The organism is Domibacillus aminovorans, assembly GCF_001643235.1.
Classification (GTDB): Bacteria; Bacillota; Bacilli; order Bacillales; family Domibacillaceae; genus Domibacillus; species Domibacillus aminovorans.
Map to the genome: position 1 here is coordinate 241,120 of NZ_LQWY01000067.1, position 22,868 is coordinate 263,987.

Here is a 22,868-nt window from a genome sequence, read left to right on the forward strand (position 1 = left end):
GCTTCCCCATTAAAGGGAAGCTTTATAAATGGCTTCATATTTCTCAGCTGCAGCTAAATGAGAGTATTCATCTTCAATTTTCTTTCGGGCAGCGGCTGCAAACTGCTTGCCTTTTTCTGGATTGTCGAGCAAATCAATCATTGCGTCAGACAATTCTTCTACATTTTTCTCCGCTACGAGCAATCCATCAACACCGTGATTGACGATTTCTTTCAATCCGCCAACTGCACACGCAATTAAAGGAGAGCCGGAGCCCATTGCTTCAAGTGCTGAAATCGATGTCGCTTCTTCCACGCCTTCTGAATATACACTTGGCACTAATACAACGTCCGCTAGCGCATAATATTCTTTAATGACGTGATGAGGGATCGCGCCTAACAATTCAACGCTCGCACCAATGCCGCGTTCAGCGATTAATTTTTTCATTTCATCCATCGCTTCACCCGTTCCTGCATAAATAAGCTTCGCATTCGGGTATTTCTCAAGCACGGCAGGCAAAGATAAAATCGGGTAAATGACCCCATTTTTCTTCGTTAAACGGCGCGGGACAAAAAACACAGGCGCATCAGCCGGCACATGATGCTTCCCGCGATAAGCTAATTTATTTTCCGCATCCGGTTTAAAATCATCGACATTAATAAAATTACGAATCGCCGTTCCCTCGATGCCTGCTTCACGCTTCACATAATCTTTAATACGTGTATCGACTGTAATGATCGAGCGCGTTTTTCGGTACGCTTCAATTTCCTGAGCAAGCAAAAACGTCTCTTCCGGGCTGCCTTTTAAAATATTCCCAGCCGATAACGCTTCATATGTCAAATAGCCATGAACCGTTGACACAACAGGAAGTCCTGCATCAAGTGCCGCGAATGTCGCATACACTTCCTGTGCATTCACGATGTCATAATTTTTCTCTTTTTGCGCTTCCATCAGCTTTTGAAGCATTTTCTTGCGCTGCTTCAAGCCGTATACAAATCCTTTTCCTTTTGACACTTTATTCATTAAAAAGCCCGGTCCGCGCACAGCTGCTTTTTGTTGAAATTCTGGAATATCGGTAAACGATAAAATATCGACTTCGTGTCCGCGTGCTTCAAGCCCGGCTTTCAGCGTCGCCACGTGCACAGACAGCCCGCCCGTATGCGGATAATGGTACACCGTTGCAAGCAAAATCTTCATTCCGACATCTCCCTACATGAAATACTTTTTCAGTAATTCAATATTTTCAATCGCTTCATCCCGCATAACCGCCGCATTCTCAGCAACTTTCGTACTCAACTCGGCCCGGTTATTCAATACATAACGCGTATTTTCGACCAATTGATCCCGGTCAAGATCTTCTAAACGGAACGAATACTCCCACATTCCGCTCCGCTTTAATAAACTTTCCACCTTTTTATCATAACTGATTCCGACGTGTGGAACCGCTGTGAGCGCCGAGAAAATTAACGAATGCAAACGTAAACCAACCGTTGCTGCGCATCCTCCGATAAAGTTCAAATACTGATTTGGCGTAAAATCACCCGCTAGTAAATGACACAGGGGTGCGTTCTTCATCTTTTGAAGCACCCGCTTCGATGCGTCCACGTCGTGATGACCTTCCATCGGCACAAATACAGGCGTCACACCATCGCTCTCGATCAATTCATCAAGTGCAGATGCAAGCTTGTCCTCATAATCACTATGTTCAAACCATGGTCGAACGGACACAGCGAGGAGCTTTTCACTGCCTGTCAAATTCAAACTTTGCAAACATGCTTGATCTTCTTTTTTCTGAAAAGCAAACACGATATCTGCGGTCACAACCGTTTTCGGGCGAGTGACGCCAAGATCATGAAGATAGTCCTTTGAATATTGGTCGCGCACAGTAATGAAGTCCGCTTTGTTCGCGAAACGTCTCATTAAAAACTTGCCCCATGAGGACGTGACAGGACCGATGCCTTGCGAGAAAAACATAACGCGTGCGCCACATATTTTCGCGAGCATGGCGATGATTAAATAGTAGGGAAGAGGGCCGAACAAAAACTTCGTCGGATACGTATCCTGTAATAATCCGCCGCCGCCGGAAATTAAGACATCCGCATTCCGGAGCACTTTTATTTTTTCTTTGTTTTCACGCCGCCACGCACGGTACACGGTTTTTACATTGTGCGCGCGTGCTGTTTGTTCAGGTGATAGGGAAAATACTGTTATATCAATATTGGGAACTTCTGAACGTAAATTATCGACAATCGACTCAAGGATCGCTTCATCCCCAGTGTTGCCAAGTCCGTAAAAACCGGAAATCACTACTTTCAAACGGATAATCCTCCTAGTTTGTACTTGAAAACTAACCTTCATTTTATCACCGAAACGTGGCGTATTCAAATCGAATTTGCTATACTATGAAAAGCTATTGAAGAAAAGAGAGGGTCCTTAGAGATGCAGAAAATATGTATTATTGGATTAGGATATATCGGACTGCCCACTGCAGCCGTCTTTGCCCGCGCCGGTTATGATGTTGTCGGTGTGGACATAAATGCACAAGTGATTGAGCTGTTAAACAAAGGTGAAATTATAATAGAAGAAAACGGTTTACCAGAAGTCGTGAAAGAAGCAGTTGAATCTGGTAAATTGCGTGCAGCACTCGCACCGGAAGCAGCGGATGCGTTTATCATTGCCGTGCCGACACCGGTTCATGAAGATCATAGAGCGAATGTTGACTACGTTGTGAGCGCAGTGAAACAAATTGTGCCACACGTGAAAAAAGGCGATGTCATCATCGTTGAATCGACGATCCCGCCGCGGACAATTGATGACGTTGTTGCACCGATTTTTAAAGAAGCCGGCTTTGATCCGGAAAAAGACATTCATCTGGCACATTGTCCGGAACGCGTATTGCCAGGCCGCATTTTGATCGAGCTCGTTGAAAATGCGCGCATTGTCGGTGGTCTTACTCCTGAGGCCGCTGAAAAAGCGGCAGACGTCTACCGCCGCGTTGTGACAGGTGATATTTTAGTAACCGAAGCGGTGACGGCTGAAATGTCGAAGCTAATGGAAAATACATTCCGCGATGTAAACATTGCGCTTGCGAATGAATTGTCAAAAATTTGCGGTGCACTCGGCGTTGATGCGCATAAAGTAATCGAACTTGCGAACCGCCACCCGCGTGTGAATTTGCACCAGCCGGGTCCAGGCGTTGGCGGGCACTGCTTGGCCGTCGATCCGTATTTTATCGTGGAAAAAGCGCCAGAAGAAGCGCAAATAATTAAATTGTCACGTGACATTAATAACTCGATGCCAGATTACGTCGTCGATCAAGTGCTGCGCATGACGGGCGATATTGAAAAGCCAACTGTTGCGCTGTTTGGTTTAACGTATAAAGGAAACATCGATGACGTCCGTGAAAGTCCAGCCATCGAAATCGTTGAAAAAATGATCGAGAACCCGCGCTTTGACGTGCGCGTCCACGATCCACACGTCCGCGGGGAACAAGTCAAATTCCCGCTCGTTTCATTTAAAGATGCAATCGCAGGCGCCCATTTAGTCGTTGTGCTCGCGGATCATAATGAATTTAAAGAATTGAACAAAGAAACATTAGTCACCTCAATGGCCCGTCCAGTCGTGTTTGATACGAAAAACTGCACAGGCTTAAGCAGCGAAAGTGGCCTAACTGTACACAAAATCGGTGACCTACGCGGTTTGTAAATGTTCGGAAGCTGAGTAAAACAACTCGCAAACGGAGTAAATGATCAATGAAAAAGGTGAGATAAACGGTGAAAAAGGAACAATATTTAGGTGTGTCGGTATCGCCGCTCACGTATGATCAAATTATCAGAGATATGAAGACACGCATCCAAGCAGGCGAACAGTCGACGGTCATCGCTGTTAACCCTGAAAAAGTGATGACCGCAAGACGCGATCCGCTCGTCAAAGACCTTATTAACAATTCAACGTACCAGATCGCAGACGGCGTCGGTATGATCATTGCCGCTAAATTAAAAAAAGGTCAGCTGACAGAACGGGTGACAGGCGTTGATATGATGGGACGCATTCTTGAGATGGCAGCGGCCGAAAACCTCGGTGTCTTTTTCTATGGCGCGAAAGAAGCGACAGTGAAGAAAGCCAAAGAAAATCTAGAGGCCACGATTCCAGAATTACGCGTCGTCGGATATGAAAATGGCTACGTAAAAGATCAGGACGCTCTTCTCGAAAAAATTCGTGAGTCCGGTGCGCACATCATTTTTGTTGCCCTCGGCAGCCCGCGCCAAGAACTATGGATTCGTGAAAATATGCCGAAATTGCCAAAAGTAAAAGTATTTCAAGGCGTCGGCGGCAGCTTCGATGTATACTCTGGTAACGTACAGCGCGCACCGGAGCTTTATCGGAAAGCCGGGCTTGAATGGCTGTACCGGCTTATGAAAGAACCGAAACGTCTGAAACGTCAAATGGCGTTGCCGAAATTTCTTGCAGCAGTCATCATGTCGCGGGAGGACAAAAAATGAAGGTGCTTCATTTAATTAGCGGCGGCGAAACAGGCGGGTCGCGTAAACACGTTATTACGCTGCTTGAACAATTTGAGCCGTCGGAAGTGACGCTTGCCGTTTTTCAAGAAGGTGCACTCGCAGAAGAAGCGCGTGCAGCTGGTATTCGTACTGAACTGTTCGCGCAAAAATCACGCTACGATCTATCCGTTCTAAGAAGACTTGCGAATTTTATTCAAGCGGAGCAGTTTGACATTTTGCATTCGCACGGCCCGCGCGCTAACCTGTTTGGCATTTATTTGAAGAAAAAAACGGGCATTCGCTGGGTGACGACTGTTCATAGCGATCCCGCGCTTGATTTTGTAAAAGGCGGAGTCAAAGGCACGATTTTTACAAAATTAAGCATGTACGCGATCCGGCAAATGGATCATTATTTCGCTGTATCAGACCGTTTTAAACAAAACTTAGTCTCGCTCGGGATTTCAGCTGAGAAGGTACAGACTGTATATAATGGGATTCATTTTACGGAAGAACCAGCTGAATCCGCCCTGCTGCATGTGCCGGATCACGAATTTGTCATCGCGATGGTGGCAAGACTTCACCCGATTAAAGGACATGAAATCGTGTTTGACGCTTTACGCCAGTTAGAAATGAAGCCTCACGTCCTTTTAATAGGAGATGGGCCGATTGAAGACGAACTGCACGCGAAAGCGCAAGACTTGCGAGAACACGTTCACTTTTTAGGCTTCCGGAAAGATGTCGCGAATATATATGCGGCGTCCGATGTAGCTTTGCTCGCATCGTACAGCGAAAGCTTTCCGCTCGCGCTGCTCGAAGCGGCGAACGAACGAATTCCGCTCATTTCGACTGATGTCGGAGGTGTGGGCGAGTTGATCACACCGGGCGAAACGGGCTGGATCATCCCAACAGGCGACGCACATGCACTCGCCGCCGCCATTCGCGGAGCGATGCAAGCAGATGTAAAATTGATGGGCGAAAAATTGTACGAACATGCTTCAAATAACTTTTCATTAGACCAACTTCATAAAGCAACGAAAGAAGTATACGTTAAAATCGCGTCCCGTTAACCGGCACGCGATTTTTTGTTGTGGAAACGGAGTATAAGGTTTGGAAGCTGAGTAAAACGATTATAAAATGAGTAACGCTCCGATAAATAAAATCCAATTTATGGATTGTCACAAAATTTTAATAAAAAAAATAAACATCACACATAAGGCAACTGAGATAAACATAGACTTGATTTATTGTGTTTTTAAGGTTGTTTTTGTTACAGCAGAAACCAAAATTTAATGCTTTTTAAACGGTTTCGAACTTAGTAAAGGCGCCTTTTGCTACAAAAATGACAAAATAAAAAAGCAAAATCCTTTAATTTTATCTAGTATATGGTATATAATGAATAAGCTGTTGAACAAATAATCTACTTTAACCGTTTTTTGCTAATAGTTTTACATATATTTTTCATAATGATAACAAACATTACGTTTCTAATAAATTATGGAAATATACAAAAAAAGGTTGAAAAAATTACTTTGTTTGATAGAATATTACTTGAGTTGTAATCCTGTTAAATTCTCCTTGTCTTACATAATGATTCATCCAGTGAGAAATTCGACCAGGTACTCGTATTATGTTTTACGGAACGATTGGCCACAAGCTGATCGGTTTCAAATATAAAAAAACCTTTACAAAACGGGAGGAACTTATTACATGGCTTACCAACCAAAGTCTTATCGTAAATTCGTTGCTACAGCAGCAACAGCTACACTCGTAGCATCAGCAGTAACTCCTGCTTTCGCAGCGTCATTCACAGATGTGGGTGATCGTTATAAAGAAGCAGTAGACTACTTAGTAGCAAATAACCTTACTCAAGGTGTTAGCGAAACTCAATTTGGTGTTGACCAACAAATCAAGCGTGTTGACTTCGCAGTTATGGTAGCGAAAGCTGTTCTTACACAAGAACAAATCGACAACGCGAAAGATTCTGGCTTCACTGATGTTCCAGATCGCGGTGTGAAATATGTAAACGCGCTTAAAGAAGCAGGCATTGCTAACGGTAAATCAGATACACGTTTTGGCGCAAGTGATGAAATCACTCGTGGTGAAGCAGCGTTAATGTTTGCAAAAGCTTATAAAATTACAGGCAACACTGCAAACATTGCATTCTCAGATGTGTCTGAGCGTTACGCAGCTGCAGTTGCTGCACTTGTTGACAACAAAATTACATCAGGTAAAACACCGACTAAATTCGGTACAACTGATCCAATTAAACGCGGCGAGTTTGCTATTTTCCTACACAAATTAGAAACTCTTAAAGTAGATCCAGAACAAACTGCGAAAAAAATCACGAACGTAAAAGCAATCAACGATACAAAAATCGAACTCACTTTTGACGGTGCATTTAATGCTGACATTGCGGATGAAATCGAAAAAGACCCTACACGCATTGTTGTGTTCCACGGTGGACAAACAGCAAACAGCGATGCCGATACTGTCATCAAATCATCATTCATTAGCTTCAATGCTGACCGTACAGGCGCATCTGTTATTTTATCTGATGACGTTGCGACAGTTGAAGCAGGTATCGCGTACACAGTTGCTTTGATGGATGGTACGGATAACGAGGTTGCAGATGTTGTTCTTAAATCTGAACCGACTGTATTAAAAGCAGGCGCAGACAAACCAACAGTTGAAGTAAACAAAGACCAAGATAAATTTGTTCTTAACTTCAAAAAGAAAATGAGCAGCGCTGCACTTGATCTTGATAACTACACTCTTTATGATGAAAATGATAAAGAATTGGGTCTGCTATCAGACTTCGCAGATGAAGCATCTAAGTGGGTTGACTCTACTGAAAAAACAGCAGTTGAGTTCAAAATTGCACCAGATAAATTACTAGCGGGTAAAACATATAAAGTAAAAGTGGATGTAGCTGTTGAAACAGATAAAGGCGATGCGCTTTCTAGCAGCCAACGTACAATTACAGTAAAAACACCTACTGTTTCTGAAGCTCAACCAGTAGCGAAAGTAGCGCGTATTGTTGATGACAGCATCGTTGTTACATTCGATCAAGATTTAACTGAAGGACTTGTGAGTTTTAATACGAGCTTATTCACAATTAAGAGCCCTACTGGTAAAACACTTACAATCGGAGATGGCTTAGAAGCTGTGGGAAATGAATTAATTATTCCTATTGCACAAGGTCCGAACGATATTGTGTTAGATAAAGATCTAACGTATACAATTGATTTCCCGGCAAATGTTGTTTCAAATGAAGTATTCACAAATGCAACAAACAAAGAAGTAAAAGGTCTTAAAGCTGTTGCTCAAAAAGACGTTGAAGTGAAAAGCGTTAAAGCTGAACTTGTACGTCAATCAGATGAGAAAACAAAAGCAGATCTACTTCTTACATTTGATCAACGTGTAAACTTGGCTACACTTGATACAGATGGAGTGAAGATTGAAGAGTCTGGTAAAGTCTACACACTTCAAGCAGGTGCAGATATCGAAATCTATTCTGGTGATACATCAGGTAAAACAATCAAAATTAAAGATGTTCAAGCAGCATTTGATAATGACTTCACACCTGAATCTGGAGAAACGTACACAGTTGTTATCGAAACTGGAACGGTTCAAACAGATGCTGGTGCTGGTTCGAAAGTCAACCGTGTTAAACTTAAAGCTAGTTTGACAGGTGTTGACGTTGTCGCTCCTAAGATCGACAAAGTAACAGTTGAATCTGCAGAGAAGATCGTTGTTGAGTTTGACCAAGCTATCGATGCGAAAAACTTGAAAGCATCTGATATCAAAGTTCTAGGTTTTGAAAAATACCGTGGTGGACGTTTTGAAGAACTTACTCTTCAAGGTTCTACACAACTTAAATTCAGTGCAAGCGGTGATACATTAACAATCACACCTGCTGACAGCTCTGTGAAATTCCAAACGGGTGCTGGCGATGATGCACTTGCTCTCGTAAAAATTGCAGGGGCTGCAATTAAAGGCACGAATGGCGTTGTTGCAGAAGATGAACTTTTACTTGGAGATGTATCTGACTTCATCGATAACGCTGCGCCAATCATGATCGGTGCAGATGCAATCGTACCAGATGGCCTTACTGTTACTTACAGTGAACCAGTTGAGTTCGACAGTGCTGACGCTGCTAGCGCTGGAAGCCAGTACACTGTAGAAGGTGCAGAACGTGACTCTTACGGTACAACTGCAACAGCAGCTGACAATGAAGTATCTGTAACATTCAAAGATGATGTATTCGAAGATGGTGAAGATTACTCTCAAACAAAAGTAATCTACAAACGTAATTCTACATCTGCTGTACAAGATACTGACGGTAACGAGCAAGCAAATGCAACTCTTACTGGTGTATCTAACTCTAACTAATAAAGCAAAATGCTGCTTTATAAGCTGAGTGATTCAGTAGCATAAAGGGAAATGCCCGGTGAAGTTAAACTTCACCGGGCATTTTGTTATATTCAAAGGGAAACCTCGTAGAAAGCGTCTGCTACTCTCTACTATCTTTATCAAACAAATGTTTAGAAAGCATTATGGAGCTGACCTGTAAAAAAGAGACTTAGAAAAAGGCATCTACAATGCTTGATTGCCAAATTTGATTGGCGCCAGGTCATTTAATGAATGGAGAGGTCTTTGAATCTTCTTTGCTTTAGCGATAGTGAAAGAATTCGATGAAGCAATATTTTTTGGCTACATTTGAAAAGGCACATGTAGTTTACCCTATAAGAAACATAAAATATTCAGATCATTTATGAATTTATAACTATTTCAATTTTCCTAGTATTAAGATGTGAATATAGATTAAATATATCTTTTTAACTAGTAAAAGAGACCTTATTTAGATTTCTGTTTTCAAAATAAATAAATAGAAAGAATCATAAACTTTATGCTAAAAAGTAGTGTTAAAAAGATAATTAGTCTTTTTCTCATGACACTTTTATTCGTCCAATTATTGCCGATATACTCAGCTGCAGAAGGATTTTTAGATGTGATAACAAATAAAGAAGAGATCAACAAGCTAGTAGAATCAGGCATCATCCGGAATTACCCGGATAACACATTCAAACCGAATCAGATTATTACAAGGGAACAAGGAGTTGCGGTTAGTTTAACGGCAGGCTTCATACCTGCACAAAGTTATACGGAGGAATTAGGTTTAGGCCTAATCATGATTCTATGTATCGTTCTGATATATATAAGATCAAAGTTTAGTTATCCGCTTAACGAATTGACTTACTCAGCTTCCGCTGTACCAACAAAAAAAGCAATCTAGCAATGCCCGCTGAATTCTTTTTGACAATTATCAATAGAGTAAGAGCAGGAAAAAGCAAAAACATATAGAATAAGTAAATCTGATAAAATATTAAAAATATTGTAAAGAATTTCAATAGTTGTGTAAAGTAGGATTGATTTGTTGGCAAAAATTATGTATGATTTTAGTAACATACTAGCAGGAAGATTTTTCTTAAGGAAACCTGCACAATAAATTGAAGAGGTGACAATATTGGTGAAAAAGTATCCATTTAGCAGCAAAGCAGTAAAAGCCATGATCGCAGCAACAGTTGCATTTACACCAATCGCAACAACAGCCATTGTGTTTGACGCGAATAAAGTTGAAGCAGCATACGTTCAAAACACAGCTCATTTCAACAGTGTCCCGTCTTTTGAAAAATATGCACAATCGATTGAAGAAGAAGCGAATGTGAGCACGGAAGTTCGAGACGCTTTAGAAGCGATGGATGATGCAGAATGGGAAGCAGCTCTTGCGCCAGTCCTTGTTGATGCAACCGATGATCAAAAGAAAGCCGTTGTGGGCTTGGTTCGATTACAAGTAAACTTGTATACAGGTACATATGAAAAGGGACAGCTACAAACATTCATCAAGGAAAATAAGGAATTTTTTGGAGATGAATCAACATCAAAATATTTAACGTATTTGCAAAAGGTAGAAGAAGCTGTCTACACTGAAGTAAAGGCGAATCAAGATGAATTTATTCAAAATCCAACTGTCGAACTCTTTCAAACGCTTGTAGACGCTATACGTTCAACGGATCATGCCGGCATCAAAGCGTCCATTGAAGGCGCCATTGTGTTGTCAAACGCTACGATTGCTGAGACCGTGACAAACATTGAGAATGAATTAATCCAAGGAACCGTAACGAAAGCGGACTGGAAAACTGCTGTCGTCAGTTCAGGACTTGCTTGGATGAAACTATACGGGATTGAAAAGAATCCTGGTGGCGGCGGTGGCGGTGGCGGCACACCAGGCGAAGGCGAAGGCGGAGGTACCGTAACACCTGGTCCTGGCGGTGATGTCACTGTAACACCGGAGACCGTTCAAAACGGCACACAAGTAACAGCAATCATTTCAAGTGAGCTTCAAACACGAATTCTTGCGAGCATTAAAACTCAAGCAGCTGAAATTACGATCAAACTGCCAAAAGCGGAGCCTGGTCAAACCGTATCACTTGATATCCCGGCACCACTCGTTGATGCCATTGAAGCAAAAGCGCCAAAAGCGACGATCGTTGTTGTTGGCGATGGTGCAACGTATTACTTGCCAGTAGCGGAAATAGATACAGTAGCGATCGCGGCAGATCTTGGTACAACAGTAGCAGAACTGACATTCCGTGTATCGATCAATCCGGTTCCATCTGCACAAGCGATTCAAATTACACAATTGCTGCAGTCTCGTGGTGTTAACGTTGTAGCATCCATCGTGGATATTAAGCTTGAAGCAGTTGTTGGCGACAAAGTTTATCCAATTAAGAGCCTTGGCAACGTATATGTGAAGCGTTCATTCGGCTTGAATAAAAAAGTAAAAACAAACAACACAACAGGTGCTGTATTGGAAAATGACGGCACATACCGTACACTTCCGACAAAATTTAAAACAGTGAATGGACAGCAACATGCATTTGTCAGCTCATTGACAAACTCTATTTACACAGTGGTAGAGAGCGATATTACATTCCCTGACGTAAATAACGGAAAAAACTGGGCAGAAGCCTACATTGAAACATTAGCGTCAAAATACATCATTTCCGGTACAACAGCGGGCACATATAAAGGCGACGAGTACATGACGCGTGCGCAATTCGCGGTGCTCTTAAGCCGTGCGCTTGGCTTGCCTAGCGAGCAATACGATAACCGCTTTAAAGACGTTAAAGGCGATGAGTGGTTCAATACGAATGGTGCTTTAATGTCTGCTGTTAAACAAGGCATCATTGCTGGTAAAAAAGACGGCACATTTGCACCAAACGACCGCATTACACGCGCTGAATCAGCAGCGATGATCGGCCGTGCGCTTAACCTTAAAATGATTAAATTTGATGCTGCTAAATTGGATAAAAATAAAAAATTAGCAGATTTCAAAGATGCGAAAGCAATCGGTGCGTCAACACGCGAAGAAGTATTGAAAGTGTACCAAGCTGGTATCATGTCCGGTACAGGAAAAGGCACATTTAATCCGAATGAATTCACAAAACGCGACCAAATGGCCCGTATCCTTGCTGAATTCCTGATCAAAGCGGAATTAATGGAAGCCATTACTAAATAAGAACGGCATCTTGAAGGTCTGATCCATGCAACAGCTGGATCAGATCTTCCCTATTACATAAAACTACATTCGACTCATAAAAAATCCTACCACAGAAAAATGGAGACTGCCCCCTGTTGTTGAGACAGGGATCAAAACACTTTTTAAACAACCAGTTGTCGGTATTGTACCGGCGACTGGTTGTTTAGTTTCGTTTGAATACGGATATTGTTAAAGATGATCGAGGTAGAACGATTCAGACTGTAGTGAGGAATGAAACGATTCGATGGGGGCATTATCAGCGGGCGTTCCTTTACGAGACATGCTCATGCCTTTTTCCTTGATGGGTTTTGATACGCTTTTGACGTGTAAACCGAACCTTGATCACTATACAATATACATCCTTTGGGCAAAGGGGATAACTGGCTTAGTGTGTCTAAAACAAAATCTATATCTTGACAGTTTAAAGGCCGTAACAACGGAAACTTCGACCCGCTTGCCAATGCAACGCGTGCCGAAACAAGCGTCATGCTTTACCGGATTTTGATTAAATAAGAAAGGAGGGGCTGTCTCAAATTGAGACAGCCCCTCTTGTTAAAGAATACGCCCAAAAAAAGTGTCTCAGGCTTCTTCTTTTAGCTTGAGATACTCTTTTTTTATTTATTGAAAAAACAGCATATCATCTCGGTAGTTTTGCTTTAAGTCTTTTTCCAGAAAGTTAAGAAACCGGATAATGAGAGTGGACGCTTCTGCTCTTGTCATCGTTTGATTTGAATTGAAACGATTTCTGCCATCTCCATGAATCAAACCAATTTCGGTCGCAACATATACACTGTCTTTTGCCCAATACGGGATTGTATTGTTATCGGCATAGTTCGTTTGATAACCAGGATTTGGTGCGCGCTCTTCTAATCCTAAGGCGCGGACAAGAATGGCGACTGCTTGAGCTCGAGTTAGCGAGCTTTTAGGCATAAACTTACTGGCAGTGACTCCTTTAATGACTCCTTTTTGAAAAGCACTTTCAATGTACAAATAATTAGGATCAAGGGGATCTAAGTCTGTAAAGATCGCTTTTTTAGGTGCGCGTTGCTTTTTTGGCTGTTCAAGTACACGGATGTCGGCTGACTTTAACACCCCAACGGTAAACTCGTATCGATTCATCGGAGTATTTGGTGAAAAAAATTGGCTCGATTCATCAAACACACCAAGAGAATACAAGCGTTCAATGTTGTCTTTTGCCCAATGCCCAGTTAAATCACGAAATTTAGGCACAATGAGACGTTCAATGATCGGAAGCATTTCTTCGTTTAAATGAACAGTTCCGGTTTTGCTTTTGCCGCTTCCATTAGGGATATCATACGAATACTCGCCAATCATATTTTGCTGACTGATGACGGAATGACCCCCAGTAAAGCTGGATAAGGAAGGATCATGCGGCTCATATTTCAACACTTTTGTTTTGCTGTCTGATACTTTACTTGTGATAAAGGATTTCCCTAGGCTGGATTCAATTTCATAATCGATAATCTGCGTCTCCGTAGCACCCCAGAAGTTTTCATACCCGACATTGCGGCCGCTGAAATGCACGGTAATCTTGTCGTTCGTCTTGGTTTTATATATTTTTCTGCCAACTACATTTCCAGAGTAATAGTCAGAGGCAGGGCGATTGTCTATGATCGTACCTTGGGACAATTGATAATCATCTAATGTATAGGTTACATTCTCTATAGTTATGTTCTCCGAATAACTTTTCACAGATGTTTGGGAAGTTGTCTGCCCTTTGTCTGTCCGCTCTTCCAAATTTGTTACATAAGCAATACTGCGCGATAGTTTATTTCCGCCATTTGTTAAAGTAAAGCGATACGTTTTTGTTAATTGGCTTTTTTGTACCTGTTCAGTTATCGTCACTTTTCCGCTAAATTTAACTGGGTTGCCGGATAAAAAGACGTACTCTTCATACGTATATTCGTTACGAACACCGCCATTAAAATCTGGAGATGCCGCCTCAACGGAAGATAGTATAAAGAGGGAGATAAAAAGTGCACTAATATAGATCCATAGATTTTTTGATAAACGTGTCCAGACTTTTTTCATATCCATTTCCTTTCACTCACACTCTATTATTTTTCTTCGATAAAGGATTTAAACCGGCTTAGCTAAATGCGGCATGTAAACCATGCGTTTATATGCCACACTTTTCTCTTCTATTAATTTACGAAGAGAATCCGTCCTTTTACTTTGGATTCATGGAGAATGTAGAGCCGTTCACCCGTTTTCAACTCATCTGCATCAATAATTTTGCCATCCCGAATAATGGTAGTTTGTTTAATATTCATGCTGTTGATTCTCCCGACGTCCTCCCATACGCCGCTTTGCCACTGACTGACATTACGAACGATAACCGCTGTAGGTTTACCCATCTCATATTGAGCAAATCCATCAAATCGCCCTACTGACACAATTTGAGCGGGCGAGCTGCTTGTTCCAACGATGTGAGCCCCAATGATGGTGTTATTCGCTACATAAAAGTATCCATATTCTTCAACGTGATTTATCAATTCGTTTTGTTGAGGAACGATGGTTAACACTGAACTCTTGAAATCTTCGACAGCAACAGTATCATTGCTAAAGGAAAGTTTGGATACCGTTGAGTTTTGCCAGTAATTATTAGACAGCAGCTTCGCATGTTTCAGCGAAAGCTGGTAGCCATTGGTGCTGCTGATTTGACCAAAATAGATCGAGTGGTTTGTTAAGTTCGGACTTTGGAAGCCATCATTTGTTACGTGTACTACATTCGCGTATTGACTTTTTTGAGCACCGTCCGTTACGACAAAAGCTGTTCCCCCAAGCTGTACTTGTAAACTTTTCTCATCTACTATTCTTCCATTCCGAATAAGAATAGTCCCATCATGGTAAGGGATAAGTCCGGCAGTTTTTAAATTCAGCCAATTCGAAGAAAGATTCACTGAGGTCATCGGTTCATAAAACGTGCGTTCATTATTTCGTTTAATGACCATTTTCTGAATAACTTCTTGGCCGAATTGGCTCACGGTCACAAAATAAATGTCATGATTTTTATAGAAATGAAAGCGGTCATGCTTGATGGGCTGGTTCCCTACATATATAGGTGTTTTCGTTGAGTAGGTATAACTGGTATTTCCAGAAGGGGTGGTTGGCTGCCACTTCCCATCTCGGAATACCCGTTCATTTTTTATAATAAGTTTATTTCGAATCGTATCAATTTGATGGATCGTCCCCTTATAGAGATGTTCAACTTTCATTCCTTGTGTATTGATCTCGATTGAACTTATGTAATTAGTGTTGTATTCCATAAATGTAAGCTTGACCCGGTCTCCTTCATACAAAACGCTCAGGTCTGTGAGTGTGGTTCCTTTAAAGATTTCTGTTTCATTATTTAGATAGTAGGTTTTCGATTGTCCATCATCGAGCCGGATCGAAAGGAAGGCACCATTTGGGTCAATGTGATTCACAGTTCCTGTTATGACTCTATCCCGGTGTTCGATTTCTGCGGGGAACTCACCGGATTGTCCACGAAGCTCTTTAACACGGCGCAAGTTCACATCCGCCTCTACTTCCATCCCTGGTTTAAAGGCATCAATGGTTGTGGGAAGAGTATCAACTGTTAACTTAGTAAATTGGTCGATGGCCATTGTAATGGTTCGGCCTTGCTCATTCATAATTGTAATGTTTTTTAGCCTTTTTTCTGTTGTTTCATCATCCAGCTGCACCTCTTCATAAGTCACATCTACAAACGTCCCATTCATAACCGAATTGGCTTCAGCTCGGTCAGCCGCAAATAATCCTAGAAATAGTAAAAAAATAAAAGTGAACAAAAACGAATGATATTTTAACACATATGACGCCTCCGCTATAAATTATTTTACTAGTAATATAAACCTACATAAGTAATGGGTTTATAGGTGTTATATCGTCCTGTATTATCCAAATGTTAAGCATTAATTCTCTTATTTATTCAATAACGTTTTTGTTGCTACTTGTTTATCTGATAGCGATTCAGAACTAGAGAAAGAATTGTCTACATTAGAAAGTGATGAAGATTTAAAAAGCCGGCTTGAAGCAGGAGAAGGGATTGAAAGTGCTATGGTTCAAGTGGTAGAAGGAGACGAAAATGTGGTCAATGTGGATATTCAGCTTAGTGCTGATCAAACGATGACTGCGGACGAAGTAATTGAAAAATATAGCAGTGTCATTAAAGAAAAATATCCGGATCAAAAAGTAGATCTAATCATTGCGAAGGATGACAAGTTGTTAAAACAAACTACATTAAAATAAAGGAAGAGCAGGAAGCCACTAAAAGGGGTTGCCTGCTCTTTTGTTTTTGAAGGAAAAATAATTAGCCAGCATTAGTTAATCTGAGTATTTATTTTCATATTGCGCATAGGTTTATACAAGGTACTATTACTACTTTATAGGAAGAGGGGAGTTATGTGGGTGTTAAGTTGATTAAAATTTCTGTTGTGTATTTAGTCATTGGTGTACTGCTTGGTTATTACATGTCCATCGCTCATGATTATCAGCTTACGGGTGTTCATGTGCACATCAATCTTTTCGGTTGGACGGCGCTGACTCTTATCGGTATTTTATATCATTTATTCCCGGCGCTTACTTCGAACGGTTTGGCGAAAACACATTTCTGGCTTCATAACATCGGTCTTCCGATTATGATGATTGCTTTGTTTCTGATCCTCACGATTGGGGAAAGCACTGTGCTGACCACGAGTGTCGCTACCGGAGCCACGTTAACAGTTCTTGCTATTTTCACTTTTGCGGTAAATGTATTGAAAAATTTAAGAGCTTGAATGAAGAAAACAGTCCGGCTTCAGCCGGACTGCTTTTTTATGTGTATGCAGAAAATTATCCGTGGTGCTTCGCTTCATATTCTTCACGAATCGTATCGTAAAAATGGGCGAATGTAACACTAATATACGGAACGATCCAGAGGAAACCAATCCCGAGTGTAACCAGACCAAGCAAGAACCAGCCGATAAACGTCAGCCCGAGAACGAAGGCTTCTCCTTTATGGCCATCCATCATTTTGCGTGACTCTGTAATCACTTGCAGCGGTGACAATTCTGGACGATCGCGTAAAATGTAAAACGTCATCATGTAAGAAAACGATTTTATGATACCAGGAACAATGAATAGCAACGTCCATAATAGGAGGAATAGTCCTTGTAAGAATGAAACGAAAATCGTTTTAGCAAAGATCGTTTGAAACGGATGGATCAAATGGCCAAAACGAATGTCTTTCCCGCGTGACAGATCAATCCATGCCCAAATTAATCCAACCGACATCGGAGTGAGCAGCCAAGTTGCAAGGATCACAGCGATATCTCTCCATGAAAAGTCGTATTCATTCGGATTAAAAATGAAATCAGGTAATGTGAAAATAATAGTCGTAACGACGAACAATCCAATCGCAATCAGCCAATTGCCTTTCAATGAATCGCGTGCCTTTGCCCGCAGTTTACTGTAGTACATGTGTAATCACCTCCCTCTATACTCTTTTATACGTGACGAGGCTGGAAAAGATTCATCCAATGAGAAACTTACGTAATAATACGTCTAAAGAAAGACGTTTTGCAAAAACAAGAAGTAACGCTTGATATATCTAAACCGAGATATTCGAAGAGAAGCAACGGCCGGTTATTATTTGACGGCGGTGACGTTACAGCTGAATTTCCCAGGGAATATAATGCAGGCTCTTCTTATTCATATAATGAAAGTGAACATTTTCGGATGCTGACGGTCGACCTGGGGGACATGAGTATGTACTTTTTTGCTTACACTAGGCCGGTAGATGAGACACCGGACGATTTTACGGCAAATGATTCGATGGAAACATTGATCGAACACACGAAAGAATTCGGTGAAATTGGGCTAGTCATCCGGTATCGAATCGATGCGAATGATGACAGCTAGATAAAAACGTTTGAGCAAACGATTTATAATGATAGATCACAAATCAATATTGGTCTCATGTTCGATTCAAGAGAGACATACACTCAGTATAAATCCTAGTACTTCGACTTTACGTCTTCCATTAAAAAAGAAACTAGTAGAAAAGCCCATTCTATATTGATGCGTGTAAAAGGAGAGGGAATTTTGAACTTTTGTAGACAATGCGGGCATAAACTAGACGATACCACTTTGAAGTTCTGTCCATCATGCGGTATGTCCTTTCATCCAGATCCAACAAAGACGAATCATAAACCGGTACCACCCGTCACACGTGCAAAGGCATCGACGCAAAAAAGCAAAGGGAAGCAGCTTGCTTCACTATTGATCATTTGGCTTGTTGTGGCAGGATCTGTTTTCGTCTGGTACGGAAAAAAACAAACGGATCCGATGAATCAAGTGGAAGCATTTGAAGAAGCGGCAGCTCAAAAGGATGGAAAAGCCATGGCGGCCTTACTCACCCCGGCGGTTAAAGAGATGAAGATCACGGATGATACCGGCCAGCAGCTTGTCGACTATTTAAATGAAAATCCAGATGTGAAAGAGGAGATGGTCAAGCTTTTTAAAGAGCAGGCCGTGACAAAGCGCACGGCGGATATTCCGGAAGAGCATCCACAGCTTATATTGAAAAAGGGAGAAAAGAAATGGTTTTTCTTTGACACATATCAATATGAAGTGCAGCCATATTATGCGAATATCCATGTGAATTTTAAAGGAACGGCCATCACGCTGGACGGTAAATCGTACGGGACAACAAAAGAAGATGAAGCTGTCATCAAAGCAGGGCCGTTTGCGCCGGGTGCGTATATGCTTGTCGCCGATTACAAAGGCGAATACGGGAAGGAAAAAACAGAGATGACGATTGATTTTTATGAATCGCTTTCTGCAGAAGCCTCATTTTATGTTGAAATGACTGGCAATGGTGTCGCGGTTACGTCGAACAGGCCAGAAGCCATTTTGTATGTTAACGGGGAGAGTACAGGCAAAACGATTAGAGAAATGAGAAAATACGGTCCAGTAAAACGGGATGGATCCGTTAAATTGTCTGCTGTGTATGACTATCCATTTGGTTCGGGAAACGCGGAGCCGGTTCAGGTAAAAGATCAGGAGAAGATTCACTTTGACATACATCCTGATCGACAAGATGTATATGAAGGACTGCGGAAAACGATTGTTGACCATACGTATGAATGGATTCAAGCTTTTGAAAATCAAGACACGTCTTATCTTACGCACGTTCAAGATGATGATTATTTTGCGCGGCAACGGGGCTATTACAACGAACTTTCCAGTGAAGGAAAGCAATGGACAGGTTCGTTTAATTATCTTCGTTTTGATCTTGATTCACTGGTCATATCAGAAGAAAACGGCATCACGTATGCGTCCGTTGATGCAGAAGTAAATATTACGGGAAGAGCGTATAGCGCCTCTTCGTATGAAGGTGATTATATTGATGATAGTTCGGACTTTTGGACGTATGGATTGAAGTACGATGAAACAGCGGAGAACTGGTACATTGTCAATACGACGAAAATAGACGGGTTGTCAGGCAGCAATATCGAAACCACTCGATAAAAAGAAGACAGTGGAGGGGACAAAATGAAATGCAATCAGTGTGGACATGAGCAGGCGAGCGGGAAATTTTGCGGCAACTGCGGTACATCAATGGAAGTAACAGCAGCAGACCAGCCAATTGCTACAGAAACAACGCCAGCGAACGAATCTGTCCACCGGGAAGAACCGAATATGCACGTGGAGAAAGTGAAGAACCGCTCCAGGCAATATTGGGATTATTTTGTACAATATATAAAAAAACCTTCTCTCGTTTTCGGACACGGCGAAAGGGAATTTATAAACGGACTTATTTCAATGGCGATTCTCGCCATTTTAATCGGATTGACGGGTTATACGATGACACGCAATTTCACGGAAGGCATGGGCGAGCTCTTGGGGAGTGACTATTATACGGGTCCAGGCTTTTCCTCTATCTTGAGCAGCGGTGTGATTTTTACGGTGCTGTTTACTGTCTGTGCGCTGTTTGTCCTATTTTTGACCAACTGCTTTTTCGGATCAGGGCATTCAGTTAAAGAAATAACCGGTGTGTATGGTGTTCACCTGCTCCCCTCTATTACACTAATGGCTTTTTCACTCTTATTGGTTTTATTGAAAGCATATGTGTACAGCAGTGTATTAATGGGCTTGTCTCTTAGCTTAGCACTAGTTGTCATGCCGCTTTATTTAATCAGTGCGTTGTTAACTAAGAAATCGAACGTCCTCGACCCGCTGTACGGCTATTTTCTTTATATTATTTTCTCGGTTATATTGTTTGCGATCATTGTTGGTATGTTGGCTGATTCTGCAATGGGAGAGGCGTTAAACGAATTGTTTTATATGTAACACGAAAGAAAAACAGCGCCCCCTCTCGAGCGCTGTTTTTCTATTGGATAGGTAAATGGGAATTTTTCTTACTGACCAGTAAGAAAATCAGATCGGCGCGGCCGGGCTGATTCGTTGTGAGCGAATCGGTGAAAATAGGTGTGAACCCAAAGTATCCTGCCCTGTCATTCTTATCTGGAAAGAACCTTGACGATTGTAAAAATTTGTCGTATGTTGTAGATTGGTCAAATCACTTGCAGAGGAGGATATTTTTGGACAATAGAAACTTAGTTTATCCGAAAGAAACGATTTATTTTATTATATGCTGTATGGTCAGCATCGGGCTGTATATTGCCGCTGCATTTTCGATCATCTTTCTTCTTATTAGTATAGGTCTCTTTCTTATCTCTTTATTTTTTCATGCTGTCTCAATCGGTTCGATTCGTGGCAATGGGGTGCGGGTAAGTGAGCGGCAGTTTCCAGATGTGTATGAGCGCATTCAAGCGCTATCAGATGATATGAGATTACCCCGTGTGCCGGATGTATTCATTTTGCAATCAGGCGGTGCACTTAATGCATTTGCGACACGTTTCTTTGGCCGAAATGTCGTCGTTCTTTATTCAGAAGTGTTTGAACTGGCCCGTCAAAAAGGCGATAAAGAGCTTGAATTCATTATCGCCCACGAACTAGCACATGTGAAACGCCGTCACATCTGGAAAAACTGGCTGACACTGCCAGCGATGTGGGTGCCATTCCTCGGTGAAGCATATTCGCGAGCCGCTGAATACACATGTGACCGGCACGCTGCTTATTACACAAATGATGGACAAGCCGCAAAAAATGCGTTAACGATTTTAGGCATTGGTAAAGTCCTTTACCGTGAAGTGAATGAAGATGCGTACTTGCAACAAATTCAGCAAGAATCCAATCTGTTCGTCTGGCTGAGCGAGAAGTGGTCTACACACCCAAATCTGCCAAAACGCATTCAGCACGTCGGCCAATTTATGAGAATAGCAGATACACCAACCTATCAAGCTAATAAAGGTAAGATTATCGGCGGCGTTATCGTGCTGTTCCTTGCTGCGGGCCTGTTGTACGGTGGAATTGCAGCAGGATTTGGGTATGCGCTGACGAAAATGGAATCATCGGATCTCTTTGCTTCATTGATGGCATCAGACGATTACATGCTTCAAGACGAAGAAATGACGTATGATGACAGCGAAAGTGAAGTAACAAACTACACCGATTTAATGGATGCTGCTTCTGTCGGTGACATGGAAAAAGTCACACAGCTTCTGGATAGTGGCGCTGCCATTGATGAACAAGATAGTGAAGGTACACCGGCGCTCCATTACGCTATTTACAATTCCCAATATGAAGTGGTTGAGCAGTTATTAAAGAAAAAGGCGGATCCGAATAGTGAAGACTCAACCGGCTATACACCTTTATTTCTTGCATATGACTATAGCGATACGAAAATGGCAGAGTTACTAATGAAATATGGGGCTGATCCGGATCAGGAAGACATGTATGGCGATACGCCGAGAGATCTTGCTGAACAAGATGGAAACAAGCAATTTCTGACTATTTATAATCAACAATGACTTCACACCTTGCTTACAAGCAAGGTGTTTTTTGCATAAAAGGGATTATTATCACTTAAATCTATTTACTTGTATCCAATTAAGTTATATATTGTAAGTGATATAAATAAAAAGGTTTAGGAGGATAGACTATGAGGAAAATGTTAATATTGATGTTGACTTTTCTTTTGTTGATCACACTCATTCCTGCAAAGCAGGCTGAAGCAAGTACCGGACATCACACGGTTAATGTCAAAACAACATTAAACGTGCGTGAAAATCCAAGCCCGAGAGCAAAAGTAGTCGGTTCTCTTAAAAATGGGGCAGTCGTGTATGTCTATAATACAGAACCCGGCGGCTGGTCAAAAATCAAATACAACAACAAAGCGGGTTATGTGGCATCGGGTTATTTAACGCCGAATGGATCATCTTCATCGGACAACTCCGGCGGCGAGAAAGCAACGGTCACAGCATCTCCAAGCTTAAATGTAAGAGCGAATCCGAGCCCGAAAGCCAAAATAATTGGCTCATTGAAAAAAGGAGCAATAGTATACATATACGGAACGGAGCCAGGCGGCTGGTCAAAAATCATGTATAATGGCCGATACGCGTATGTGGCATCAAGCTATCTGAAAAAAGAAGCACAAGACTCCACCTACTATTCTTATGAGGGGTATGCTTCCGCTGACGCGAATAACTTAAACGTACGGGCGACTGCGAGCAAAAAGGGGAAAGTGATCGGCCAAGTTAATAGAGGATATGAGTTTTACGTTTATGGCACAATGTCGAACGGATGGGCAGAGGTCGATTACAACGGACGGACAGCTTATGTCGCAACAGAATATTTATACTTTTACTAAAAAAACA

At 41.8% G+C, this 22,868-nt stretch carries 18 protein-coding genes and 1 pseudogene; 13 read left to right on the top strand and 6 right to left on the bottom strand.

Going from position 1 to position 22,868, the window contains the following annotated elements:
- Nucleotides 1-9: 9 nt before the first annotated feature.
- Together AWH49_RS17020 and csaB are read right to left on the bottom strand one after the other, a co-directional pair.
- Nucleotides 10-1,176, bottom strand: a complete 1,167-nt coding sequence (locus tag AWH49_RS17020; RefSeq protein WP_034287399.1) for a glycosyltransferase family 4 protein — start codon at nucleotides 1,174-1,176, stop codon at nucleotides 10-12.
- 12 nt (nucleotides 1,177-1,188) lie between these two features.
- Nucleotides 1,189-2,295, bottom strand: coding sequence for a polysaccharide pyruvyl transferase CsaB (gene csaB, locus AWH49_RS17025; protein ID WP_063966662.1), 1,107 nt, complete (start codon nucleotides 2,293-2,295; stop codon nucleotides 1,189-1,191).
- A 123-nt stretch (nucleotides 2,296-2,418) separates the two neighbouring features.
- On the opposite strand from csaB, the gene AWH49_RS17030 reads away from it, so the two are divergent.
- From AWH49_RS17030 to AWH49_RS17055, 6 genes are all read left to right on the top strand, one after another.
- Entirely contained in the window at nucleotides 2,419-3,684 is a 1,266-nt protein-coding gene (locus tag AWH49_RS17030) for a nucleotide sugar dehydrogenase (RefSeq protein WP_063966663.1), read from the top strand.
- A 68-nt stretch (nucleotides 3,685-3,752) separates the two neighbouring features.
- A complete protein-coding gene (locus AWH49_RS17035; protein WP_063966664.1) occupies nucleotides 3,753-4,481 on the top strand; it encodes a WecB/TagA/CpsF family glycosyltransferase in 729 nt (242 codons plus the stop codon).
- Nucleotides 4,478-5,548 (top strand): glycosyltransferase family 4 protein, encoded by a 1,071-nt coding sequence (locus AWH49_RS17040; RefSeq protein WP_063966665.1) that lies wholly within the window; start codon nucleotides 4,478-4,480, stop codon nucleotides 5,546-5,548. The genes AWH49_RS17035 and AWH49_RS17040 overlap by 4 nt, the downstream gene beginning before the upstream one ends.
- Nucleotides 5,549-6,188: 640 nt before the next feature.
- Nucleotides 6,189-8,873: an S-layer homology domain-containing protein gene (locus AWH49_RS17045; protein WP_063966666.1), complete on the top strand. Its 2,685-nt coding sequence runs from the start codon at nucleotides 6,189-6,191 to the stop codon at nucleotides 8,871-8,873.
- 559 nt (nucleotides 8,874-9,432) lie between these two features.
- Nucleotides 9,433-9,777, top strand: coding sequence for an S-layer homology domain-containing protein (locus tag AWH49_RS21410; protein ID WP_425305721.1), 345 nt, complete (start codon nucleotides 9,433-9,435; stop codon nucleotides 9,775-9,777).
- A gap of 234 nt (nucleotides 9,778-10,011) precedes the next feature.
- Nucleotides 10,012-12,063, top strand: coding sequence for an S-layer homology domain-containing protein (locus tag AWH49_RS17055; RefSeq protein WP_157723771.1), 2,052 nt, complete (start codon nucleotides 10,012-10,014; stop codon nucleotides 12,061-12,063).
- A gap of 143 nt (nucleotides 12,064-12,206) precedes the next feature.
- On the opposite strand, the pseudogene AWH49_RS19620 reads toward AWH49_RS17055, so the two are convergent.
- From AWH49_RS19620 to AWH49_RS17070, 3 genes and pseudogenes are all read right to left on the bottom strand, one after another.
- Nucleotides 12,207-12,500: pseudogene (locus AWH49_RS19620) on the bottom strand (transposase); the annotation flags it as partial.
- A 202-nt stretch (nucleotides 12,501-12,702) separates the two neighbouring features.
- Nucleotides 12,703-14,142, bottom strand: coding sequence for an S-layer homology domain-containing protein (locus AWH49_RS17065; RefSeq protein ID WP_244886904.1), 1,440 nt, complete (start codon nucleotides 14,140-14,142; stop codon nucleotides 12,703-12,705).
- A gap of 107 nt (nucleotides 14,143-14,249) precedes the next feature.
- A complete protein-coding gene (locus AWH49_RS17070; protein WP_063966671.1) occupies nucleotides 14,250-15,917 on the bottom strand; it encodes a hypothetical protein in 1,668 nt (555 codons plus the stop codon).
- A 178-nt stretch (nucleotides 15,918-16,095) separates the two neighbouring features.
- Between AWH49_RS17070 and AWH49_RS17075 the strand changes: the two genes are divergently transcribed.
- Entirely contained in the window at nucleotides 16,096-16,356 is a 261-nt protein-coding gene (locus AWH49_RS17075) for a hypothetical protein (protein ID WP_063966672.1), read from the top strand.
- Between the two features lie 155 nt (nucleotides 16,357-16,511).
- Nucleotides 16,512-16,883: a hypothetical protein gene (locus AWH49_RS17080; protein WP_018394802.1), complete on the top strand. Its 372-nt coding sequence runs from the start codon at nucleotides 16,512-16,514 to the stop codon at nucleotides 16,881-16,883.
- Between the two features lie 55 nt (nucleotides 16,884-16,938).
- On the opposite strand, the gene AWH49_RS17085 is transcribed toward AWH49_RS17080, so the two are convergent.
- Nucleotides 16,939-17,565: a DUF975 family protein gene (locus AWH49_RS17085; protein WP_063966673.1), complete on the bottom strand. Its 627-nt coding sequence runs from the start codon at nucleotides 17,563-17,565 to the stop codon at nucleotides 16,939-16,941.
- Between the two features lie 99 nt (nucleotides 17,566-17,664).
- On the opposite strand from AWH49_RS17085, the gene AWH49_RS17090 reads away from it, so the two are divergent.
- The 5 genes from AWH49_RS17090 to AWH49_RS17110 all read left to right on the top strand — a co-directional run bounded on the left by AWH49_RS17090 (nucleotide 17,665) and on the right by AWH49_RS17110 (nucleotide 22,861).
- Entirely contained in the window at nucleotides 17,665-18,006 is a 342-nt protein-coding gene (locus tag AWH49_RS17090) for a hypothetical protein (RefSeq protein WP_063966674.1), read from the top strand.
- A 183-nt stretch (nucleotides 18,007-18,189) separates the two neighbouring features.
- Nucleotides 18,190-19,617 carry a zinc ribbon domain-containing protein gene (locus AWH49_RS17095; protein WP_157723772.1) on the top strand — a complete coding sequence of 476 codons (1,428 nt, stop codon included), beginning with the start codon at nucleotides 18,190-18,192 and terminating at the stop codon, nucleotides 19,615-19,617.
- Between the two features lie 24 nt (nucleotides 19,618-19,641).
- A complete protein-coding gene (locus tag AWH49_RS17100) occupies nucleotides 19,642-20,439 on the top strand; it encodes a CHY zinc finger protein (RefSeq protein WP_063966676.1) in 798 nt (265 codons plus the stop codon).
- Between the two features lie 251 nt (nucleotides 20,440-20,690).
- A complete protein-coding gene (locus AWH49_RS17105; protein WP_244886906.1) occupies nucleotides 20,691-22,022 on the top strand; it encodes a M48 family metallopeptidase in 1,332 nt (443 codons plus the stop codon).
- A 131-nt stretch (nucleotides 22,023-22,153) separates the two neighbouring features.
- On the top strand, nucleotides 22,154-22,861 hold the full coding sequence (locus AWH49_RS17110; RefSeq protein WP_063966677.1) for an SH3 domain-containing protein: 708 nt from the start codon (nucleotides 22,154-22,156) through the stop codon (nucleotides 22,859-22,861).
- Nucleotides 22,862-22,868 lie beyond the last annotated feature (7 nt).

Excerpts from the sequence above, each read along its gene's own strand:
- AWH49_RS17065 (WP_244886904.1), bottom strand. The coding sequence starts at position 14,142 with ATGGATATGAAAAAAGTCTGGACACGTTTATCAAAAAATCTATGGATC.
- AWH49_RS21410 (WP_425305721.1), top strand. The coding sequence starts at position 9,433 with ATGACACTTTTATTCGTCCAATTATTGCCGATATACTCAGCTGCAGAA.
- AWH49_RS17100 (WP_063966676.1), top strand. The coding sequence starts at position 19,642 with ATGAAATGCAATCAGTGTGGACATGAGCAGGCGAGCGGGAAATTTTGC.
- AWH49_RS17110 (WP_063966677.1), top strand. The coding sequence starts at position 22,154 with ATGAGGAAAATGTTAATATTGATGTTGACTTTTCTTTTGTTGATCACA.
- AWH49_RS17040 (WP_063966665.1), top strand. The coding sequence starts at position 4,478 with ATGAAGGTGCTTCATTTAATTAGCGGCGGCGAAACAGGCGGGTCGCGT.
- AWH49_RS17020 (WP_034287399.1), bottom strand. The coding sequence starts at position 1,176 with ATGAAGATTTTGCTTGCAACGGTGTACCATTATCCGCATACGGGCGGG.
- AWH49_RS17045 (WP_063966666.1), top strand. The coding sequence starts at position 6,189 with ATGGCTTACCAACCAAAGTCTTATCGTAAATTCGTTGCTACAGCAGCA.
- AWH49_RS17085 (WP_063966673.1), bottom strand. The coding sequence starts at position 17,565 with ATGTACTACAGTAAACTGCGGGCAAAGGCACGCGATTCATTGAAAGGC.
- AWH49_RS17030 (WP_063966663.1), top strand. The coding sequence starts at position 2,419 with ATGCAGAAAATATGTATTATTGGATTAGGATATATCGGACTGCCCACT.